Below are 17,050 nucleotides of genomic sequence, written 5' to 3'. Positions count from 1 at the left end.
ACTTATGCCATACTTTCATTATAATATGTGCCTAAAATCACACACTTATTATATAAGATATAATATAATGTGAATGTGATAAAAAGCACAACTTATATAATTATTAATAAGTTATAATAGTAACATAGCGCAAAATTTAAAATGTAATTGAGAAATTGATATAGCTAAGTTTATATCAACTTCATAAGTATGGGATGTTACTGAAAGATGTATGGTGACAGTATGGAACAGGAGTTAATCAATCAATTGCTAGCATTGCCAGGTGAAGTAATTCATCTGAAAAAAGGAGAATTTTTATTTCACGAAGGCGATAAGGCAGAACATTTTTATATCGTTCAGAGAGGGCGCCTCAGTATTAAGAAATTTGAATCCACAGGACATATTTTTGCATTACGATTAGTAGGTAAGAATAATGTGCTTGGGGAAATTCCTTTGTATGAGACGAATACGAGATCGTATGTATTTAATGCCATTGCAAGAGAAGATTGCTCAGTCTATTGTATACGTTACGATGTATTAGAACCTGCCATTGCTAAGGATCATTCCTTAGCCATTGCGATGATGAAGATTTATACGCTTCATATGCGTCGACAACAAGCTAAGTATAGAGACTTATTATTATACGGTAAGAAAGGTGCATTTTATTCTACATTATTGCGTTTAGCTAATAGTTATGGTATTAAGCGGGATGACGGTATTTATATCGACATTGCATTAAGCAACCAAGAGTTAGCTGAATTTACTGCCACATCACGGGAAGGTTTAAACCGCATGCTAAGTGAGTTACGAAAGTTAGGCTATGTAGCCTATGATAAACACCATCTGGTAATCTGTGACTTTGATGCATTAATCGATTTGCTAGATTTAGATATAGAAACTATCGATCCTAATATTAGCAATATCGAATGATTAAGGTTATCCCCCCTTGCTGTGAGCACTACGAAGGCAAGGGTTTTTTTGTATTTTTAAGGAGGACATGAGATGAGTCTTTTATCTCAAAAATTTAAGTTTCTTCGCAAGAAGGACGTATCTCCAACAGGCCATCAAATCACAGAAGAAGGTGGTCGTGAATGGGAAAATTTTTATCGTGACCGTTGGTCCTACGATAAAGTAGTCCGCACCACACATGGCGTAAACTGTACTGGTTCTTGTAGCTGGAATATTTACGTAAAAAATGGCGTTGTTGCGTGGGAAAATCAAGCAACTGATTATCCTAAAACACCAGATGATATGCCAGATTACGAACCACGTGGATGCCCTCGAGGATCTACTTTCTCTTGGTATTTATACAGCCCACTACGCGTAAAATATCCATATGTACGTGGTGAATTGATCGAGCTTTGGAGAGAAGCGAAGAAAACTGCTAAAAATCCTATCGAAGCATGGAAATCTATTGTAGAAGATCCTGAAAAAGCAAAACGTTATAAATCTGCTCGTGGTATGGGTGGCTTTGTACGTTCTACTTGGGATGAATCTACAGAAATCGTAGCAGCTTCCTTATTATATACAGCAAAAACATATGGTCCAGACCGCAACGCAGGATTCTCTGTAATTCCAGCTATGTCCATGTTGTCCTATGCAGGTGGTGCGCGTTTCTTGAACCTTATGGGTGGTACTCCACTTTCCTTCTATGACTGGTATGCTGATTTGCCGCCATCAAGCCCACAAGTTTGGGGTGAACAAACTGATACACCAGAATCTGGTGACTGGTACAATGCAGGTTACATCATTACATGGGGTTCCAATGTACCATTGACTCGTACACCGGATGCTCACTTCTTGGCAGAAGTACGTTATAAAGGTACAAAAGTAGTCTCTGTATCTCCTGACTATGCAGAATCTACTACATTCTCCGACACTTGGTTGAATGTAAAAGCAGGTACAGATGCAGCGATGGCAATGGCAATGGGTCATGTCATTCTGAAAGAATACTATGTAGATAAAGAAACTCCATATTTCAAAGAATATGCGAAAGAATTTACTGACTTACCATTCTTAGTACGTGTAGAAGAAATCAATGGTGCTTTACAAGCGGGCCGTTTCTTGAACAATCAAGATTTAGGTAGCACAGAAGATGGCGCTGATTTCCACACTGTCGTTATCGATGAAATTACGAATACAGTAGTGGCACCAAATGGTACATTAGGTGATCGTCATACAAATCCTAAAAAATGGAATTTACGTCTTGAAAACCGTGCAACAGGAGAAAAAATCTCTCCTCGTTTATCTGTCATCGACCAACGTGATTCCGTAGCATTAGTTAAATTACCATACTTCGGTGACGAAGCTCATGAAGGTATTATTGAACGTGCTATCCCTGTTATGACAGTACAAACTAAAGAAGGTCCTGTACAAGTAACAACAGTTTACGACTTGATTCTTGCTAACTATGGTATCGATCGTGGCTTAGGCGGTGAAGTGGCTACTAGCTATGAAGAAGATACTCCTTACACTCCAGCATGGCAAGAAAAAATCACTGGCGTGAAAGCAGACGTAGTGATTCGTACAGCTCGTGAATTTGCAGATAACGCAGAACAAACAAAAGGTCGCTCCATGATCATCATGGGTGCTGGTATCAACCACTGGTATCATGCAGACATAATTTATCGTACGATCCTTAACTTGATTATGTTCTGTGGTACAGAAGGTGTTAACGGCGGTGGCTGGGCTCACTATGTAGGACAAGAAAAATTACGTCCTGTAGAAGGTTGGGCTGGCATTATGACAGCGAACGACTGGAGTAAAGCACCTCGTTTACAAAATGGTACATCTTGGTTCTACTTTGCTACAGAACAATATCGTTCTGACTGCATTGATCTAGCAGACCGTGTATCTAAATTAGCCACACCTCGTTACAGACACCCTGGTGACTATAATGTATTGGCTGCTCGTTTAGGTTGGTTGCCATCTTACCCTACTTTCAACCGTAACTATCAAGATTTAATCAATGATGCTCGTGCGACAGGTGCAGGTACTGAAGCTGAAATTAACCAATACATCGTACAAGCATTGAAAAATAAAGAGTTGAAATTCTGCGTAGAAGATCCTTCTGCGAAAGAAAATCATCCACGCAACTTGTTCGTATGGCGTTCTAACTTGATTGGTTCCTCCTCTAAAGGTCATGAGTACTTCTTAAAATATTTATTAGGTACAAAAAATGGCGTATTAGAAGATGAAGATGCACCAGTACGTCCAGAAGAAATCAACTGGCGTGAAGCTCCTGAAACAGGTAAATTAGACTTGTTGATCGACATCGATTTCCGTATGGCTTCTACGGCGTTATACTCCGATATTGTATTCCCTGCAGCAACATGGTACGAAAAACAAGACTTATCTTCCACAGATATGCATCCATACGTGCACGTATTCCAAGCGGCTGTTGATTGCGCATGGGACACTAAATCTGACTGGGATACATTCCGTACTTTGGCAGAAACAGTATCTCGCGTAGCGAAAGAGTCTGGTTTCACTGAATACGAAGATATCGTAGCACAACCATTGGGTCATGACAGCCCAGGCGAAGTGGCTCAACCATTGGGTAAAGTATTAGACTGGAGCAAAGGCGAATGTGAACCAATTCCAGGTAAAACTATGCCAAATCTTGTACACGTAAAACGTGATTACAGTAAAATCTTTGAAAAATTCATCGGCTTAGGTCCTAATATTGAAAATAAAGTAGGCGCTCATGGTTTAGCATGGGATGTAACAGATGAATATCAATCCTTATATGAACAAAATGGAACGATCGACCAACCAGGTTTCGTATCTCATGGTCGTCCTAGCATCTACGAAGCACGTGAAGCTTGTAATGTTGTGTTAACCTTGTCCTCTTGTACGAATGGTAAATTAGCAGTTCGTTCTTGGCAGGCTATGGAAGAAAAAACAGGCTTAACAGATCTTCAAAAGAATGCAAAAGGTCGTGAAGAAGAACGCATTACCTTCGACGATATGGTACGTCAACCACGCTTTATCATTCCATCTGTGACAAGTACAGGTAAAAATAATAAAGACCGTCGTTATTCTCCATTTACCACATCTACTGAGGATAAAGTTCCATTCCGTACGGTTACGGGTCGTCAATCCTTCTATTGTGACCATGAAATGATGCGTGACTATGGTGAGGCTATGGCGCTTTACAAACCAGTCTTGTCCTACGCACCAGTGAAAGGTGATTATGCACAAGAGGGTGTTCCTCAAATCGCATTGAAATACTTAACACCACATCATAAATGGTCTACACATAGTATGTACTTCGATAGCCAACAATTGTTAACATTGTTCCGCGGTGGACAAACAATTTGGTTGAACGAAGATGATGCGAAAGAAATCAATGTCCAAGACAATGATTGGGTAGAAGCTTTCAATAAAAACGGTATCGTTGCAGCCCGTGCTGTAGTATCCCCACGTATTCCTCGTGGTATTTCCTACATGCACCATGCCCAAGACCGTCACATCAACGTACCTGCTGCACAAATTAAAAAACAACGCGGTGGTACACACAATGCACCAACTCACATTCATTTGAAACCGACACATATGATTGGTGGTTATGGTCAATTAAGTTATGGATTCAATTATTATGGCCCAACTGGCAACCAACGGGATATGACTATTGTGGCTCGTAAAATGAAGGAGGTAGATTGGCTTGAAGATTAAGGCTCAAGTATCTATGGTCCTAAATTTAGACAAGTGTCTAGGCTGTCACACATGTTCTATCACTTGTAAAAATACATGGACAAACCGCGAAGGTGCGGAATATATGTACTTTAATAACGTAGAAACTCGCCCAGGTGTTGGTTATCCACGTCATTGGGAAGACCAAGAGAAATGGAAAGGCGGCTGGACTGTTGGTAGCGATGGAAAATTAGCATTAGCTACAGGTTCTAAAACAAATCGTTTGATGAAATTGTTCTACCATCCAGAACAACCTGAGTTGAAAGACTATTTTGAACCATGGACATATGACTATGAAACATTGATCCATTCAGGTCGTAAAAATAACCAACCAGTAGCACGTCCACGTTCTTTGGTAACAAAAGAAAAAATGGAAATCAAATGGGGTCCTAACTGGGATGACGATTTGGCTGGTGGTGAGCACGCTCGCTCTGATGTTAACTTAGCTAAAATGGGCGAAGATATCGTGTTTGACTATGAAAAAGTATTCATGCGCTACTTACCTCGTCTATGTAATCATTGCTTGAATCCAGCATGTGTGGCAGCTTGTCCATCTGGTGCAATTTACAAACGTGATGAAGACGGTGTAGTTCTTGTTTCTCAAGATGTATGTCGTGGCTGGCGCCATTGCGTACCATCTTGTCCATACAAAAAAATCTTCTACAACTGGGAAACAAATAAAGCTGAAAAATGTGTATTCTGTTACCCACGTTTGGAAAATGGTTTACCTCAAATCTGTGCGGAAACTTGCGTAGGTAGAATGCGTTATGTAGGCGTTGTCTTCTATGATATGGATAAAGTAGAAGCAGCAGCGGCTTCCAAAAATGATACAGATATCTATGAAAATACAGTGGATTTAATCTTAGATCCTCATGATCCAGAAGTAGTAAAAGCAGCTCGTGCAGAAGGTATTGGTGAAGCTTGGATTAAAGCAGCACAAAAATCTCCAGTCTACAAATTGATCAAAGAATGGAAAGTGGGCTTGCCATTGCATCCAGAATATCGTACATTGCCAATGGTTTGGTATGTGCCACCATTGAGCCCAATCGTACAACGTATTACATCTGAAGTATACTTACCAGATGCGAACGAAATGCGCGTGCCAGTACAATACCTTGCAAATCTATTTACAGCAGGTAATGCTGATGCCTTAGCTCGTGTATTACAACGTGTATTAGATATGCGTGAATATATGCGTCGCCGCGATGTAGGTGGAGAGGCTCCTGAGCATCCAATCGATTTAACAGAAGATCAAATGTATGAAATGTATAAATTATTAGCATTATCTAAATACAATGATCGTTTCGTGATTCCTACAGATATCAAAGCCTCTCGTGAAGGTCGTGCAGATATGCAACATAAACGTGGTTTTGCCTGTCCTACAGGGGGATGTCAATAATGAATGATGCTCAGAAAATAGCGCTTATCGCGTCATTTCTGCTTCGTTATCCTGATGCCACTTGGTACGATGAATTACAAGAATGGAAGGGGGACGCAACATCTGTTGCGCACCCTCAACTCCGTCAAGCCTTGGTAGAATTCTTCGACTATGTGGAAGAAACACCTCGTAAAGAGTTTGAAGATCAATATGTGCGTACCTTTGACTTTAGTCAAAATACGAATATGTATTTATCTACTTATGAATTACAAGGTACAGGGGAACAAGCAGAAGAACTTGTGAAATACAAAGCATTTTTCCTTGAAAATGGCTATGACTTACCAAAAGAAATGCCAGACTTTGTCCCAGCTATTCTTGAATTATGTGCGCTTATCGAAGAAGAAAAAGCAAAAGAAATTTATGAATACTGTAAACCAAAATTAGAATACATTCGGGAACGTTTCATCGAAGCGAAATTGCCGTATGCCTTCTTATTTGATGTTATTTTATCTGTTGCTAATGGATTGGAGGACGGTGTACTATGAGTTTATTTCTATGGGGCGCCCTGCCTTATATCGCTTTCACCTTCTTTGTCGTAGGGACACTTGTTCGTTTCTTTTACTTTGAAAGAAACTGGACTACTAAATCAAGTCAATTTTTAGAAAAGAAACAATTGCGTATTGCTAACCCATTGTTCCACTTTGGTTTGCTTTGCGTTATCGGTGGTCATGTGGTAGGTGTATTAGTGCCTAAAACATGGACTGCTATGATCGGTATTGATGACCATATGTACCACCAAGGTGCGTTGTACATGGGTGCTGTAGCTGGTTTCCTATTTATCTTAGGATTCTTGATGCTCATGAAACGTCGTTTCACAACACCTGAATTACGTGCTAACACATCTAAAATGGATGTATGGTTGTACTTGTTCTTTACACTAGCTATCTTTAGTGGTATGGCTGGTACATTATTGAATGCGTCTGGATTCTTTGATTATCGTGTGTCTATTGGACCTTGGTTCCGTAGCGTATTGATGGCCATGCCAGATCCATCCTTAATGGAAAACGTTCCTGGTATCTTTAAGTTCCATATGCTATCCTGGATGATTGTGGCTATCGTATTCCCATTCAGCCGTTTAGTACATTGCTTAAGCGTACCATTTAACTACTTGGCACGACCATTTATCGTGTATCGTAAACGAGACCGTCGCTAATTTTCTCTATGAAAGTCTGTGGCGTTCTGCTCTAACACAAGTGAATGAAAGACCGCAACACACTCCTTCTCAAACTGATCCTATGGTAGGTTTGTTCAGGAGTATGTTGCGGTCTTTTGCGTTTGTGTAATTTTGGTAGTTAGAAAACGCCTCAGGCTTTCTACGAAAAAAGGGTGCTCTTTAGAGTTGTCACTTGTTCCGCTATGTAGTCAGTGGCGTTCGTAACTGAATAGGTAAAGGGAAGACCGCAACACATTCCTTTTCAAAAAGATACAGTGGTTATGTTTGTTCGGGGATATCATACTTATATTGCAATTGTTTAACATTTGTAATACAATTACTTCATAAGGGGGTGTATACTGTGGCCAAAACTGCAAATATTAATGTTCGGATTGAACCAGAGGTAAAACAAAGGGCAGAAAACTTATTTAATAGTTTTGGGATTTCCGTTACTGATGCTATTAATATTTTTTTACATACATCTATTATGGAAGGAGGATTTCCTTTCATTATAAAGCAACCAAGATATAATGCTGAAACTGAATCTGCTATGCAAGAGGTACGTGATATTATATCTGGTAATATTCAAGCAAAAACATATCACTCTACTAAAGAGCTTTTTGAAGATCTAGATATGGAGGCTTAACTATTATGTTGAAGCTTCAAATATCAACTAAGTTTCGTAAGGACTATAAGAGGATAAAAAAGAGAGGATATAATCTTTCTTTACTGCAAGATATTTTAGATAAATTATGTGCTAAAGAGGCACTTGAACCTAAACATAGAGATCATGCACTTAGCGGTTCATATAAGGGTTTTAGAGAATGTCATATTCAACCAGATTGGCTATTAATTTATGCGATAGATGATGATAGATTAATTCTTGTAGCGTCTAGAACGGGAACGCATGCCGATTTATTTGATATGTAGGTTGTCACTTGTTCCGCTATGTAGCCTGTGGCGTTTGTAACTGAATCATATAAAGGGAAGCCCATGGCATACTCCTTCTCAAACGGTATTTCATAATGTTTGTTCAGGAGCACGCCATGGGCTTCTTGCATGTATATTATTTAGGTAGTAAAGGAACGCCACAAAGGCTACTATTCGTAATGGCATTCCTCATGGAGTTTTATCCTATCTATCATTGATGTTACTTTGGTTGCGTGATATAATTTATATAAGGCCACAAGGCCTTTTCTTTTTATATGAAATGGTATTACTCGATGCTAGAACGACGGCATTGATGTAGACAGGAGATACTATGTTTTTAGATGACACGATTGCAGCGATTGCGACGGCTCCGGGGATTGGCGGCATTGGTATTATCCGCGTCAGTGGTCCTGAGGCTTGTGATGTTGTGAATCGTATCTTTCACAGTAAACAATCTGTGCCACTGGGTGAGCGCCAGACGCGGACGATCCATTATGGTCATATTGTCCATCCTAAGACGGGCAAAACTTTGGATGAGGTCATCGTGGTGTTGATGAAAGGTCCTCATTCCTATACGGCGGAGGATGTGGTAGAGATTCAATGTCACGGCGGTTTTGTGTCAGTCCGTGAAATACTGAAAGTCCTACTTTCAGAGGGGGTACGTCAGGCAGAAGAAGGGGAGTTTACGAAGCGAGCGTTCTTGAATGGTCGCATTGATTTAACCCAAGCGGAAGCCATCATCGATATTATTGATGCGAAGACAGAGCAATCTTTGGAAGTGGCGGTGAATCAACTGGATGGCACCTTATCCAAGTATATTCGCTCCTTACGGGATGAGTTAATTGCTATGATTGCTCATTTAGAGGTGACTATCGATTATCCAGAGGAAGATATTGAAGAGGTGTCAGCTCAAGAGGTGCGGACGGGGTTAGCCCCTATCCTTGAGAAGATGGATACTTTATTGGCGACGGCACAGCGTGGTAAATTATTGCGTGATGGTGTGATGGTGTCCATTATTGGTCGTCCTAATGCGGGTAAATCTAGTTTGATGAACGCTTTACTTCGTGAGGACCGTGCTATTGTGACGAACATTCCAGGCACGACCCGTGATAGTATTGAAGAATTTTTGACTATCCAAGGGATTCCCGTACGCTTAATTGATACCGCGGGGATTCGTGAGACCGAAGATATTGTGGAAAGTATGGGTGTTGAAAAAGCACGTCAGTACTTAGATAAAGCAGATGTGGTGGTCCTTGTCATTGATGGGTCTAAACCATTAGAACCGGAAGAACAAGAGTTGCTACAGCTCATTACGAATCGTCCAAGTATTATCTTCTTGAATAAAGCAGACCAAGTGCAATGTGTTAGCAAAGAAGAGATTGCAGCACTGGGGACTTTCACAGAGATTGTCACCATCAGCGCGGCCCAAGGGGAAGGTATGGATGAGATGGCGAAGGTCATTACGTCCTTGGTGCAAGGCGGTTCTGTGCAGGCTAGTCATGAGGCGATGCTCAGCAATGTGCGCCACATCACCTTGATGGAGCAGGCGAAAGCTAGTTTGGACCAATCCATTCTTGCCATAGATAGCGGTATGCCTATCGATTTAATCGTCACGGACATTCGCGCTGCATGGGAGTTACTGGGTGATATTACTGGTGAAAGTTTACGTGAATCCATGGTGGATGAATTATTTAAACGATTCTGTTTAGGAAAATAGGAGAATACATGTATTTAGTAGATACGTATGATGTGATCGTCATTGGCGGTGGTCATGCTGGTTGTGAAGCTGCGTTAGCCACAGCTCGCATGGGGCACCGTACTTTGATGGCTACATTGAATTTAGATAATATTGCCCTTATGCCGTGTAACCCAGCCGTTGGGGGACCTGGTAAAAGTCATCTAGTGTGCGAACTAGATGCATTGGGCGGTGAAATGGGCATCAATGCGGATGCGACAGCCATTCAAATGCGCATGCTCAATACGGGGAAAGGACCTGCGGTACATTCCTTGCGAGCCCAATCCGATAAAGTAGCCTACCAACGTCGTATGAAAGAAGTTTTAGAAAATACAGAGAACCTCAATGTGAAGCAAATTATGGTCAATGAGTTGCTCATTGAAGACGGTGTTGTGAAAGGTATTGTGTCTGAATTAGGAGAAGTATACCAAGCAAAGGCGATCATCTTATGTACAGGTACGTACTTAAAAGGCAAGATTATTACTGGTGAATTGGCGTACACAGGTGGTCCTAATGGACAACGGACAGCGGAGTTGTTGTCTCAATCGTTATTGAATCACGGCATTAAGCTGATGCGATTCAAAACAGGTACACCAGCTCGTGTAGATAAACGAACCTTGCATACAGAAAATATGGAAATGCAACCTGGTGACTCTCACCATAGAGCCTTCTCCTTTATGTCGGATTGGATCGACCGCAATGAGCAAGTATGTTGGTTGACTTTCACGAACCAGGAAACACATGATATCATTCGGGGCAATTTACATCGTGCCCCTATGTACACGGGTGTCATCGAAGGGACGGGCCCAAGATATTGCCCATCCATTGAAGATAAAGTGGTTCGCTTTGAAGATAAACAACGACATCAATTATTTGTGGAACCAGAGGGCAATCACACCAACGAAATGTACGTCCAAGGTATGAGCACAAGTTTACCAATCGATGTGCAATACGCGTTCCTACGCACTATCCCTGGTTTGGAAGATGTAGAAATCATGCGTCCTGCTTACGCCATTGAATACGATTGCTTAGATCCATTGCAATTGACACCTGCTTTACAAGTGAAACATATCCAAGGCTTGTACTCTGCAGGTCAAGCGAATGGCACATCTGGCTATGAAGAAGCGGCAGCACAAGGCTTGATGGCAGGCATCAATGCAGCCTTATGGTTAGAAGGAAAAGAGCCATTTATCTTATCTCGCTCCGAAGGCTACATCGGTGTGCTTATCGACGATTTGGTAACGAAAGGAACGAAAGAACCGTACCGCATGATGACGAGCCGTAGTGAATATCGCTTGTTACTTCGTCAAGACAATGCAGATATGCGTTTAACAGAAAAAGGCTATGAAATCGGACTTGTTAAGGAAGAACGATATAGAGCTTTCAAAGAAAAACAAGGTAAAATTGAAGAGGCTATCTGTCGATTAGAAGAAACACCTGTAAATCCTAGCGAAGAAACGCAACAAATCTTAGATCGTATTGGTACACCTCGCATCAAAACGGGTATCAAGGCTTACGATTTGGTGAAACGTAACGAACTATCCTATGGAGTAGTGGCAGAGGCCTTTGGTTTACCTCGCTACGAAGCGCCAGTAGAAGAAGAAATCGATATTACCATTACTTACGATGGATATATAAAAAAACAACTGGAACAAGTAGAAAAGGTTCGCAAGTTAGAGGCTAAAATTATTCCTCAAGATTGGGATTACACCTCTATGAAGGGCATTTCTTTGGAGGCTATCCAAAAATTAAATGCTGTTCGCCCTCATTCCATTGGTCAAGCCAGCCGTATTTCTGGCGTATCTCCTGCGGATATTTCCGTGCTATTAGTGCAAATTGAGCAGTACTACCGTGAAAGAGGTTAATATGATATTTTCAAACTATGTGAAAGCCCACACCAACACCTATGGGTTGGATCTCACAGATGCACAAATTGACCAACTACAGCGGTTTTACGAACAAGTGGTAACTACCAATGAGCACATGAACTTAACGGGGATTACAGAACCAGAAGAGTTTGCTTTAAAACATGTGGTAGATTCTCTATCTTGCTATGACCCTAAGTACTTTACAAAAGGTGAGACGGTCATTGATTTAGGTACAGGAGCCGGATTTCCAGGTGTTCCCTTGGGTATCTATGATCCGTCCTTGCAGATTACCTTATTTGATTCCTTACAAAAGCGATTGCGCTTTTTAGATGGTGTCATTGAGGAATTAGGCTTACAGGGATGTAGCACCTTACATGGCCGTGCAGAAGATTTAGCACACCAAGAGTATCGAGAATCTTTCGACCTTCTTACTAGCCGTGCAGTGGCTCGTTTATCCATCTTATTGGAATGGGGATTGCCTTACGTGAAAGTAGGAGGCTACATGGTAGCCTTAAAAGGCTCCATCGTGCAAGAAGAACTAGAGGAAAGTAAACATGCTTTATCCATCTTGGGCGGTGAAATTGTAGAGGTCAAAGAAGTAACGTTGCCGACATTAGAGGATAAACGAGCTATTGTGTATATCAAAAAGGTAAAACCTACGCCTAAGAAATACCCTCGAAAACCAAAGGAGATTAAAATAAAACCTTTATAGCTTTGTACTATAACTCATAATAAAATATAGAAAAATGCTTATAAGTTATATCTATGATATACTTAATGAGTACTCTTTACATGTGCGGTCACGTTGTGTTCGCACATGTTTTATATTTGCAATACAAGATTGAGGTGAGACAATGGCAATCTATAACGGACGATTACCAAAACTCAATGAAGATGAAATAAAACGATACTCCGGATTAAAGCATGCGGAGGGATTTCCAGAACAGTATGTGAAAGAAGCTGCCCTAGAAGTACAATTAGTGGCAGAACCTCGTGGTGTGTACCAATGCTATGATTATGACCCAGAGACACATACCATACTCAGTGATCCACCGATGGTACTAGATGCGACGGGTATCATCCGTCATTTAGGAAATGCTAAAAAAGTATATGTGTTGGCTGTCACAGTAGGAGAAGCGGTTGAAGAACGTAGTTCTGCTTTATTTAAAGAAGGTAAATCTACACTAGGTCTTCTCGTGGATGCAGCGGCCACAACGGCAGTAGAACAAGTGGCAGATCAGGTAAATGAACTCATCGACAGAGAGGCAAAAAAACAAGGCTTTAAAACGACATGGCGCTTTAGCCCAGGCTATGGCAATTGGCCTGTCACAGTACAGCAAGAATTTGCTAAGATCATTAAAACAGAAGAAATTGGCTTGACGGTGACAGACACAAGTATGCTATTTCCACGTAAATCGGTAACAGCTATCGTGGGCTGTCAAACCGCTGATGAAGAAGGACCAAAGACACAACGAGGTTGCACATCTTGTAGCCAAGTAGAGTGCGCATCTCGTAAGTTGCCAGAGAAGGGGACGACGTCGTGCATTTAAACAAATGTACCGTTTGTGATGGATAGTACTGAAAAGGTATCCTATGTGGGATATCTTTATGATAGTTATACTTTTTACAATATAATTGTTGTTTTTCTAAGGTATAATAACTATTAGTAATACTATCATTGGTATACAGTGTTAATCAGTATAAGTTTCTATAGTAGTTGTGTATAGCTTAGCTGCTGTAGAGGTACTTTATATCATACTGATAACTGTAAGATACTAACAAAGAAACTTTGATTAAGAATAATAATTAGATGTATAGATAAGTAACATGGTGTATGAGCCTACAGGGAAGAGTAGATGCATCCCCATGTGAAGTATATTGCCTTGGGCGAGCAATGTGCCTGATACATAAGTGAGGGACATATGGTATATATTATAGATGGAGGCATGGGTACCATGCTGCAGGCGGCAGGTCTTGGTGACGGGGCTTGTCCAGAATTATTTAACGTAGAACATCCGGATGTGGTAGAGCACATCCACGCAGAATATTTGCGTCACGGTAGTGATATTATTACGACTAACACTTTTGGTGGGACAGCATTAAAACTGGATGAATACCAATTGGGTCATCGTATGGATGAAATCAATCGGGCTGCTGTGAAAGTCGCACAAGCGGCTCGTGACAAAATCAATCCGAATGCAAAAATCGCTGGAGACATGGGTCCTAGTGGTCGATTCATGGCGCCATTAGGGGTGGCTCAATTTGATGAAATTTATGAGACTTTCAAAGACCAAGCAAGAGCCCTTATCGATGCAGGGGTAGATTACCTGATTATTGAAACGATCATCGATATCCAAGAAATGCGTGCTGCCTTGTTGGGGGCTAAAGATGCTCGTGAAGAGTTAGGGAAAACAAAAGAGGATGTAAAAATTATCTGTCAATTTTCCTTCAGCGAAGATGGACGTACCATTACAGGCACACCACCGGAAGCAGCAGCTATCTTGATGGATACTATGGAAGCAGATATCGTAGGTATTAACTGTTCCTTAGGACCTGAACAATTATTGCCACTCGTAGAACGCATGGCAGCAGTAACGAACTTGCCAATTAGTATTCAGCCAAATGCAGGTATGCCACAACTCGTAGGAAAAGAAACTATCTTCCCATTAGGACCAGAAGAGATGGGCGAATATGCACCTCGTTTCCTCGACGCAGGGGCGACCTATTTAGGTGCTTGTTGTGGTAGTACACCAAAACATATCGAGGCCATCGCTAAAGCAGCACGAGCACATATACCAGCAGAACGACCATATGTAGAACCGTTTACGGCTTTCACAAGCCGTACTAGCGTAGTGAAAGTAGGCTTGCAAGAAAAACCAATCATCATCGGGGAACGCATTAATCCAACAGGCCGTAAGGTGTTAGCGGAAGAAATCCGCAAGGGTAGCTTCTTAATGGTGAAAAAAGATGCGTTAGCTCAAGTAGAAGCAGGGGCAGACGTATTGGATGTGAACATGGGTGTCACAGGCGTTGACCCAGGGGAAACGATGAAACGAGCAATCGAAGAATTAACGATGCTTGTGGAGGTTCCCTTATCCATCGATACATTGGACCCAGTGGCGATGGAAGCAGGTTTGAAAGCCTACCCAGGTCGTCCATTGTTAAACTCTGTAAATGCAGAGCCAGAACAATTAGAGGCGGTCTTGCCATTAGCCAAACGTTATGGCGCAGCATTGTTGTGCTTGCCATTAGGTAAAAAAGAATTACCAGAAACGGCAGAAGAGCGTGTGTCTTTAGCAAAAGAAATTGTCTTAGAAGCGTACAACTATGGATTGCGACCAAATGACCTATTATTAGATCCATTAGTGTTGACCCTAGCAAGTAGCCAACATGCAGCAAGAGAAACACTAAAAACATTAAAACTCTATGCAGAAACATTTGGGTTCCCAACGGTGATGGGCTTGTCCAATATATCCTTTGGATTACCACAACGGGCATACTTGAATGCACAGTTCTTGACAATGGCATTGAGCAATGGATTGACCTGCCCTATCATGAACCCAATGAATGAAATCGTACGAAAAGCTTTTATTACAGGGCGTACCTTCATGGGATTTGACCCAGCAGCGGCGGACTTTATTGCTGAGTACGGTGATGACGATGAAAACGCAGTAGTGACGAAAAAAGTGAAAGCTACAGCAGAAGCGTTCCACAGTGATGATCCTATTGAATGCATTAAACATGCCGTAGAACAAGGGGAAAAAGAGGCGGTTGTGCCATTGGTAAAGGAAGCCTTAGCACAAGGCCTAGATCCACTAGAGGTGACTCGTAGAGGTTTATCCGATGCTATGGCAGTAGTTGGTGAAAAGTTCGGCTCTGGTAAAGCGTTCTTGCCACAAGTTATGCTAGCTGCAGAAACGATGCAAGCGGCTTTCACAACCATCAAAGAAGTGTTGCCAGAAGGTACAGCAGAGAAGAAAGCGACGATTATCCTAGCTACGGTAAAAGGTGACATTCATGACTTAGGTAAGAATATAGTATCTGCCTTGTTAGAAAACAATGGATACCAAATCGTGGACTTAGGTAAAGATGTATCACCAGAAGAAATCGTTGCAGCTGCAAAAGAACACAATGCACCGATTATTGGGATTGCCTCTTTGATGACTACTACAATGCCGATGATTAATGAGACCATCGCAGCCATCCGTGAATCAGGTGTGGATGCGAAAGTGTTAGTAGGTGGTGCTGTATTATCACAAGCTTATGCAGACGAAGCCGGTGCTGATTCTTATGCTAAAGATGGTATATCCGCAGTAAATATCGTAAAAGGCCTATTAGGTGATGAGTAATTAGGTTACATACGATTAATGGATAATTGAGATGGCCATGTATATAATAGTACGAAATAACTCAAATATAAGAAAGGAAGGTTGATGCTACATGTCAACCTTCCTTTCCTATTTATGTGTTATATATTTTTAATAAGCAAAAAGGGTCCCGAAGGACCCTTTTCATTGGAATACTGTCATTAGGTACCAACTGTTTCACGTGAAACACTCTGGCTATAGTGATAGGTTATTCTCCACTGCCGGTAATTGTAATTTCTTGAACATAGCGCCCATTGGTAGCAAATTCGATGCCAGCCATATCACCACTATTAGGAGTATAGTAACCGTAGAATAAAATATCATAGCCTCCCTTGCTATATGTTTTATCAGGGCTACCATATGCATTATATACATCACGAATGGTATCACCTACAGAAATACCTCTCGCAGTAGCAGCATCACGGTTTGTAATTACTTTGGTGATAACATCAGGATAATATTGACGGCTCACATAGAAGGTAAGACCACCGTAGGAAAGGCTAAAACGGCCTTCAGAAGTAGGTGTGCCTAAACTTTGACGAATTGCATCTGCATTAGAGGTACGAGGAATCCCAGCTACCACAAAGTCAGAGTCTGGAAGGTCATGGCCAAGTCGGTGTGCATCGACTTGATTAGCGCTTAATGCAGTGAAAGCAAGAGTACCTAGAATTGCTAATGTTTTAAATTTTTTAAACATAGTATATCCCCCTTTATATGAAATAATTGATGCTTTAATTATACGATAGATGTAATAGGTTTGTGAATAGCCGATTAGAGGAATATTGTTACACAGGTGGTTGAACAAAGTATGCTTGTAAAGATAAGAGAGGTACATGCTATCATATAATTTATAGGACTAAATAGATAAGAGTGTGATATATTTCA

The 17,050-nt window shown here is 41.2% G+C and carries 13 protein-coding genes; 12 read left to right on the top strand and 1 reads right to left on the bottom strand.

All coding sequences use genetic code 11. The features are described from left to right. Positions 1-222: 222 nt before the first annotated feature. From EO115_RS06155 to EO115_RS06100, 12 genes are all read left to right on the top strand, one after another. The gene (locus tag EO115_RS06155) at positions 223-909 is read left to right on the top strand and encodes a Crp/Fnr family transcriptional regulator (RefSeq protein WP_038145028.1); all 687 of its coding nucleotides are present in this window, start codon (positions 223-225) and stop codon (positions 907-909) included. Between the two features lie 72 nt (positions 910-981). Next, complete coding sequence (locus EO115_RS06150) at positions 982-4,656, top strand: nitrate reductase subunit alpha (protein ID WP_126938089.1); 3,675 nt, start codon at positions 982-984, stop codon at positions 4,654-4,656. Beyond that, on the top strand, positions 4,646-6,073 hold the full coding sequence (narH, locus tag EO115_RS06145) for a nitrate reductase subunit beta (RefSeq protein WP_126938088.1): 1,428 nt from the start codon (positions 4,646-4,648) through the stop codon (positions 6,071-6,073). Before EO115_RS06150 ends, narH begins: the two co-directional genes overlap by 11 nt. Continuing rightward, on the top strand, positions 6,073-6,597 hold the full coding sequence (gene narJ, locus EO115_RS06140) for a nitrate reductase molybdenum cofactor assembly chaperone (RefSeq protein WP_009353985.1): 525 nt from the start codon (positions 6,073-6,075) through the stop codon (positions 6,595-6,597). Before narH ends, narJ begins: the two co-directional genes overlap by 1 nt. Further along, a complete protein-coding gene (narI, locus tag EO115_RS06135; RefSeq protein ID WP_126938087.1) occupies positions 6,594-7,265 on the top strand; it encodes a respiratory nitrate reductase subunit gamma in 672 nt (223 codons plus the stop codon). Before narJ ends, narI begins: the two co-directional genes overlap by 4 nt. Before the next feature lie 361 nt (positions 7,266-7,626). Further along, a complete protein-coding gene (locus EO115_RS06130) occupies positions 7,627-7,911 on the top strand; it encodes a type II toxin-antitoxin system RelB/DinJ family antitoxin (protein ID WP_126938086.1) in 285 nt (94 codons plus the stop codon). A gap of 5 nt (positions 7,912-7,916) precedes the next feature. Continuing rightward, positions 7,917-8,195: a type II toxin-antitoxin system YafQ family toxin gene (locus EO115_RS06125; RefSeq protein ID WP_126938085.1), complete on the top strand. Its 279-nt coding sequence runs from the start codon at positions 7,917-7,919 to the stop codon at positions 8,193-8,195. A 331-nt stretch (positions 8,196-8,526) separates the two neighbouring features. After that, positions 8,527-9,912: a tRNA uridine-5-carboxymethylaminomethyl(34) synthesis GTPase MnmE gene (gene mnmE / locus EO115_RS06120; protein WP_126938084.1), complete on the top strand. Its 1,386-nt coding sequence runs from the start codon at positions 8,527-8,529 to the stop codon at positions 9,910-9,912. 8 nt (positions 9,913-9,920) lie between these two features. Further along, positions 9,921-11,795 carry a tRNA uridine-5-carboxymethylaminomethyl(34) synthesis enzyme MnmG gene (gene mnmG / locus EO115_RS06115; protein ID WP_126938083.1) on the top strand — a complete coding sequence of 625 codons (1,875 nt, stop codon included), beginning with the start codon at positions 9,921-9,923 and terminating at the stop codon, positions 11,793-11,795. Position 11,796: 1 nt separating this feature from the next. Then, positions 11,797-12,510, top strand: a complete 714-nt coding sequence (gene rsmG / locus EO115_RS06110; RefSeq protein ID WP_126938082.1) for a 16S rRNA (guanine(527)-N(7))-methyltransferase RsmG — start codon at positions 11,797-11,799, stop codon at positions 12,508-12,510. Between the two features lie 142 nt (positions 12,511-12,652). Next, entirely contained in the window at positions 12,653-13,348 is a 696-nt protein-coding gene (locus EO115_RS06105; RefSeq protein WP_126938081.1) for a vitamin B12 dependent-methionine synthase activation domain-containing protein, read from the top strand. Between the two features lie 372 nt (positions 13,349-13,720). After that, entirely contained in the window at positions 13,721-16,147 is a 2,427-nt protein-coding gene (locus EO115_RS06100) for a homocysteine S-methyltransferase family protein (RefSeq protein WP_126938080.1), read from the top strand. Between the two features lie 226 nt (positions 16,148-16,373). Here EO115_RS06100 and EO115_RS06095 read toward each other — a convergent pair whose 3' ends face one another. Then, positions 16,374-16,862, bottom strand: a complete 489-nt coding sequence (locus tag EO115_RS06095) for a TonB-dependent receptor (protein ID WP_126938079.1) — start codon at positions 16,860-16,862, stop codon at positions 16,374-16,376. Positions 16,863-17,050: the final 188 nt, after the last annotated feature.

Source organism: Veillonella sp. CHU740 (assembly GCF_003992055.1).
Classification (GTDB): Bacteria; Bacillota; Negativicutes; order Veillonellales; family Veillonellaceae; genus F0422.
This window is presented reverse-complemented; position numbering and strand designations above follow the sequence as displayed.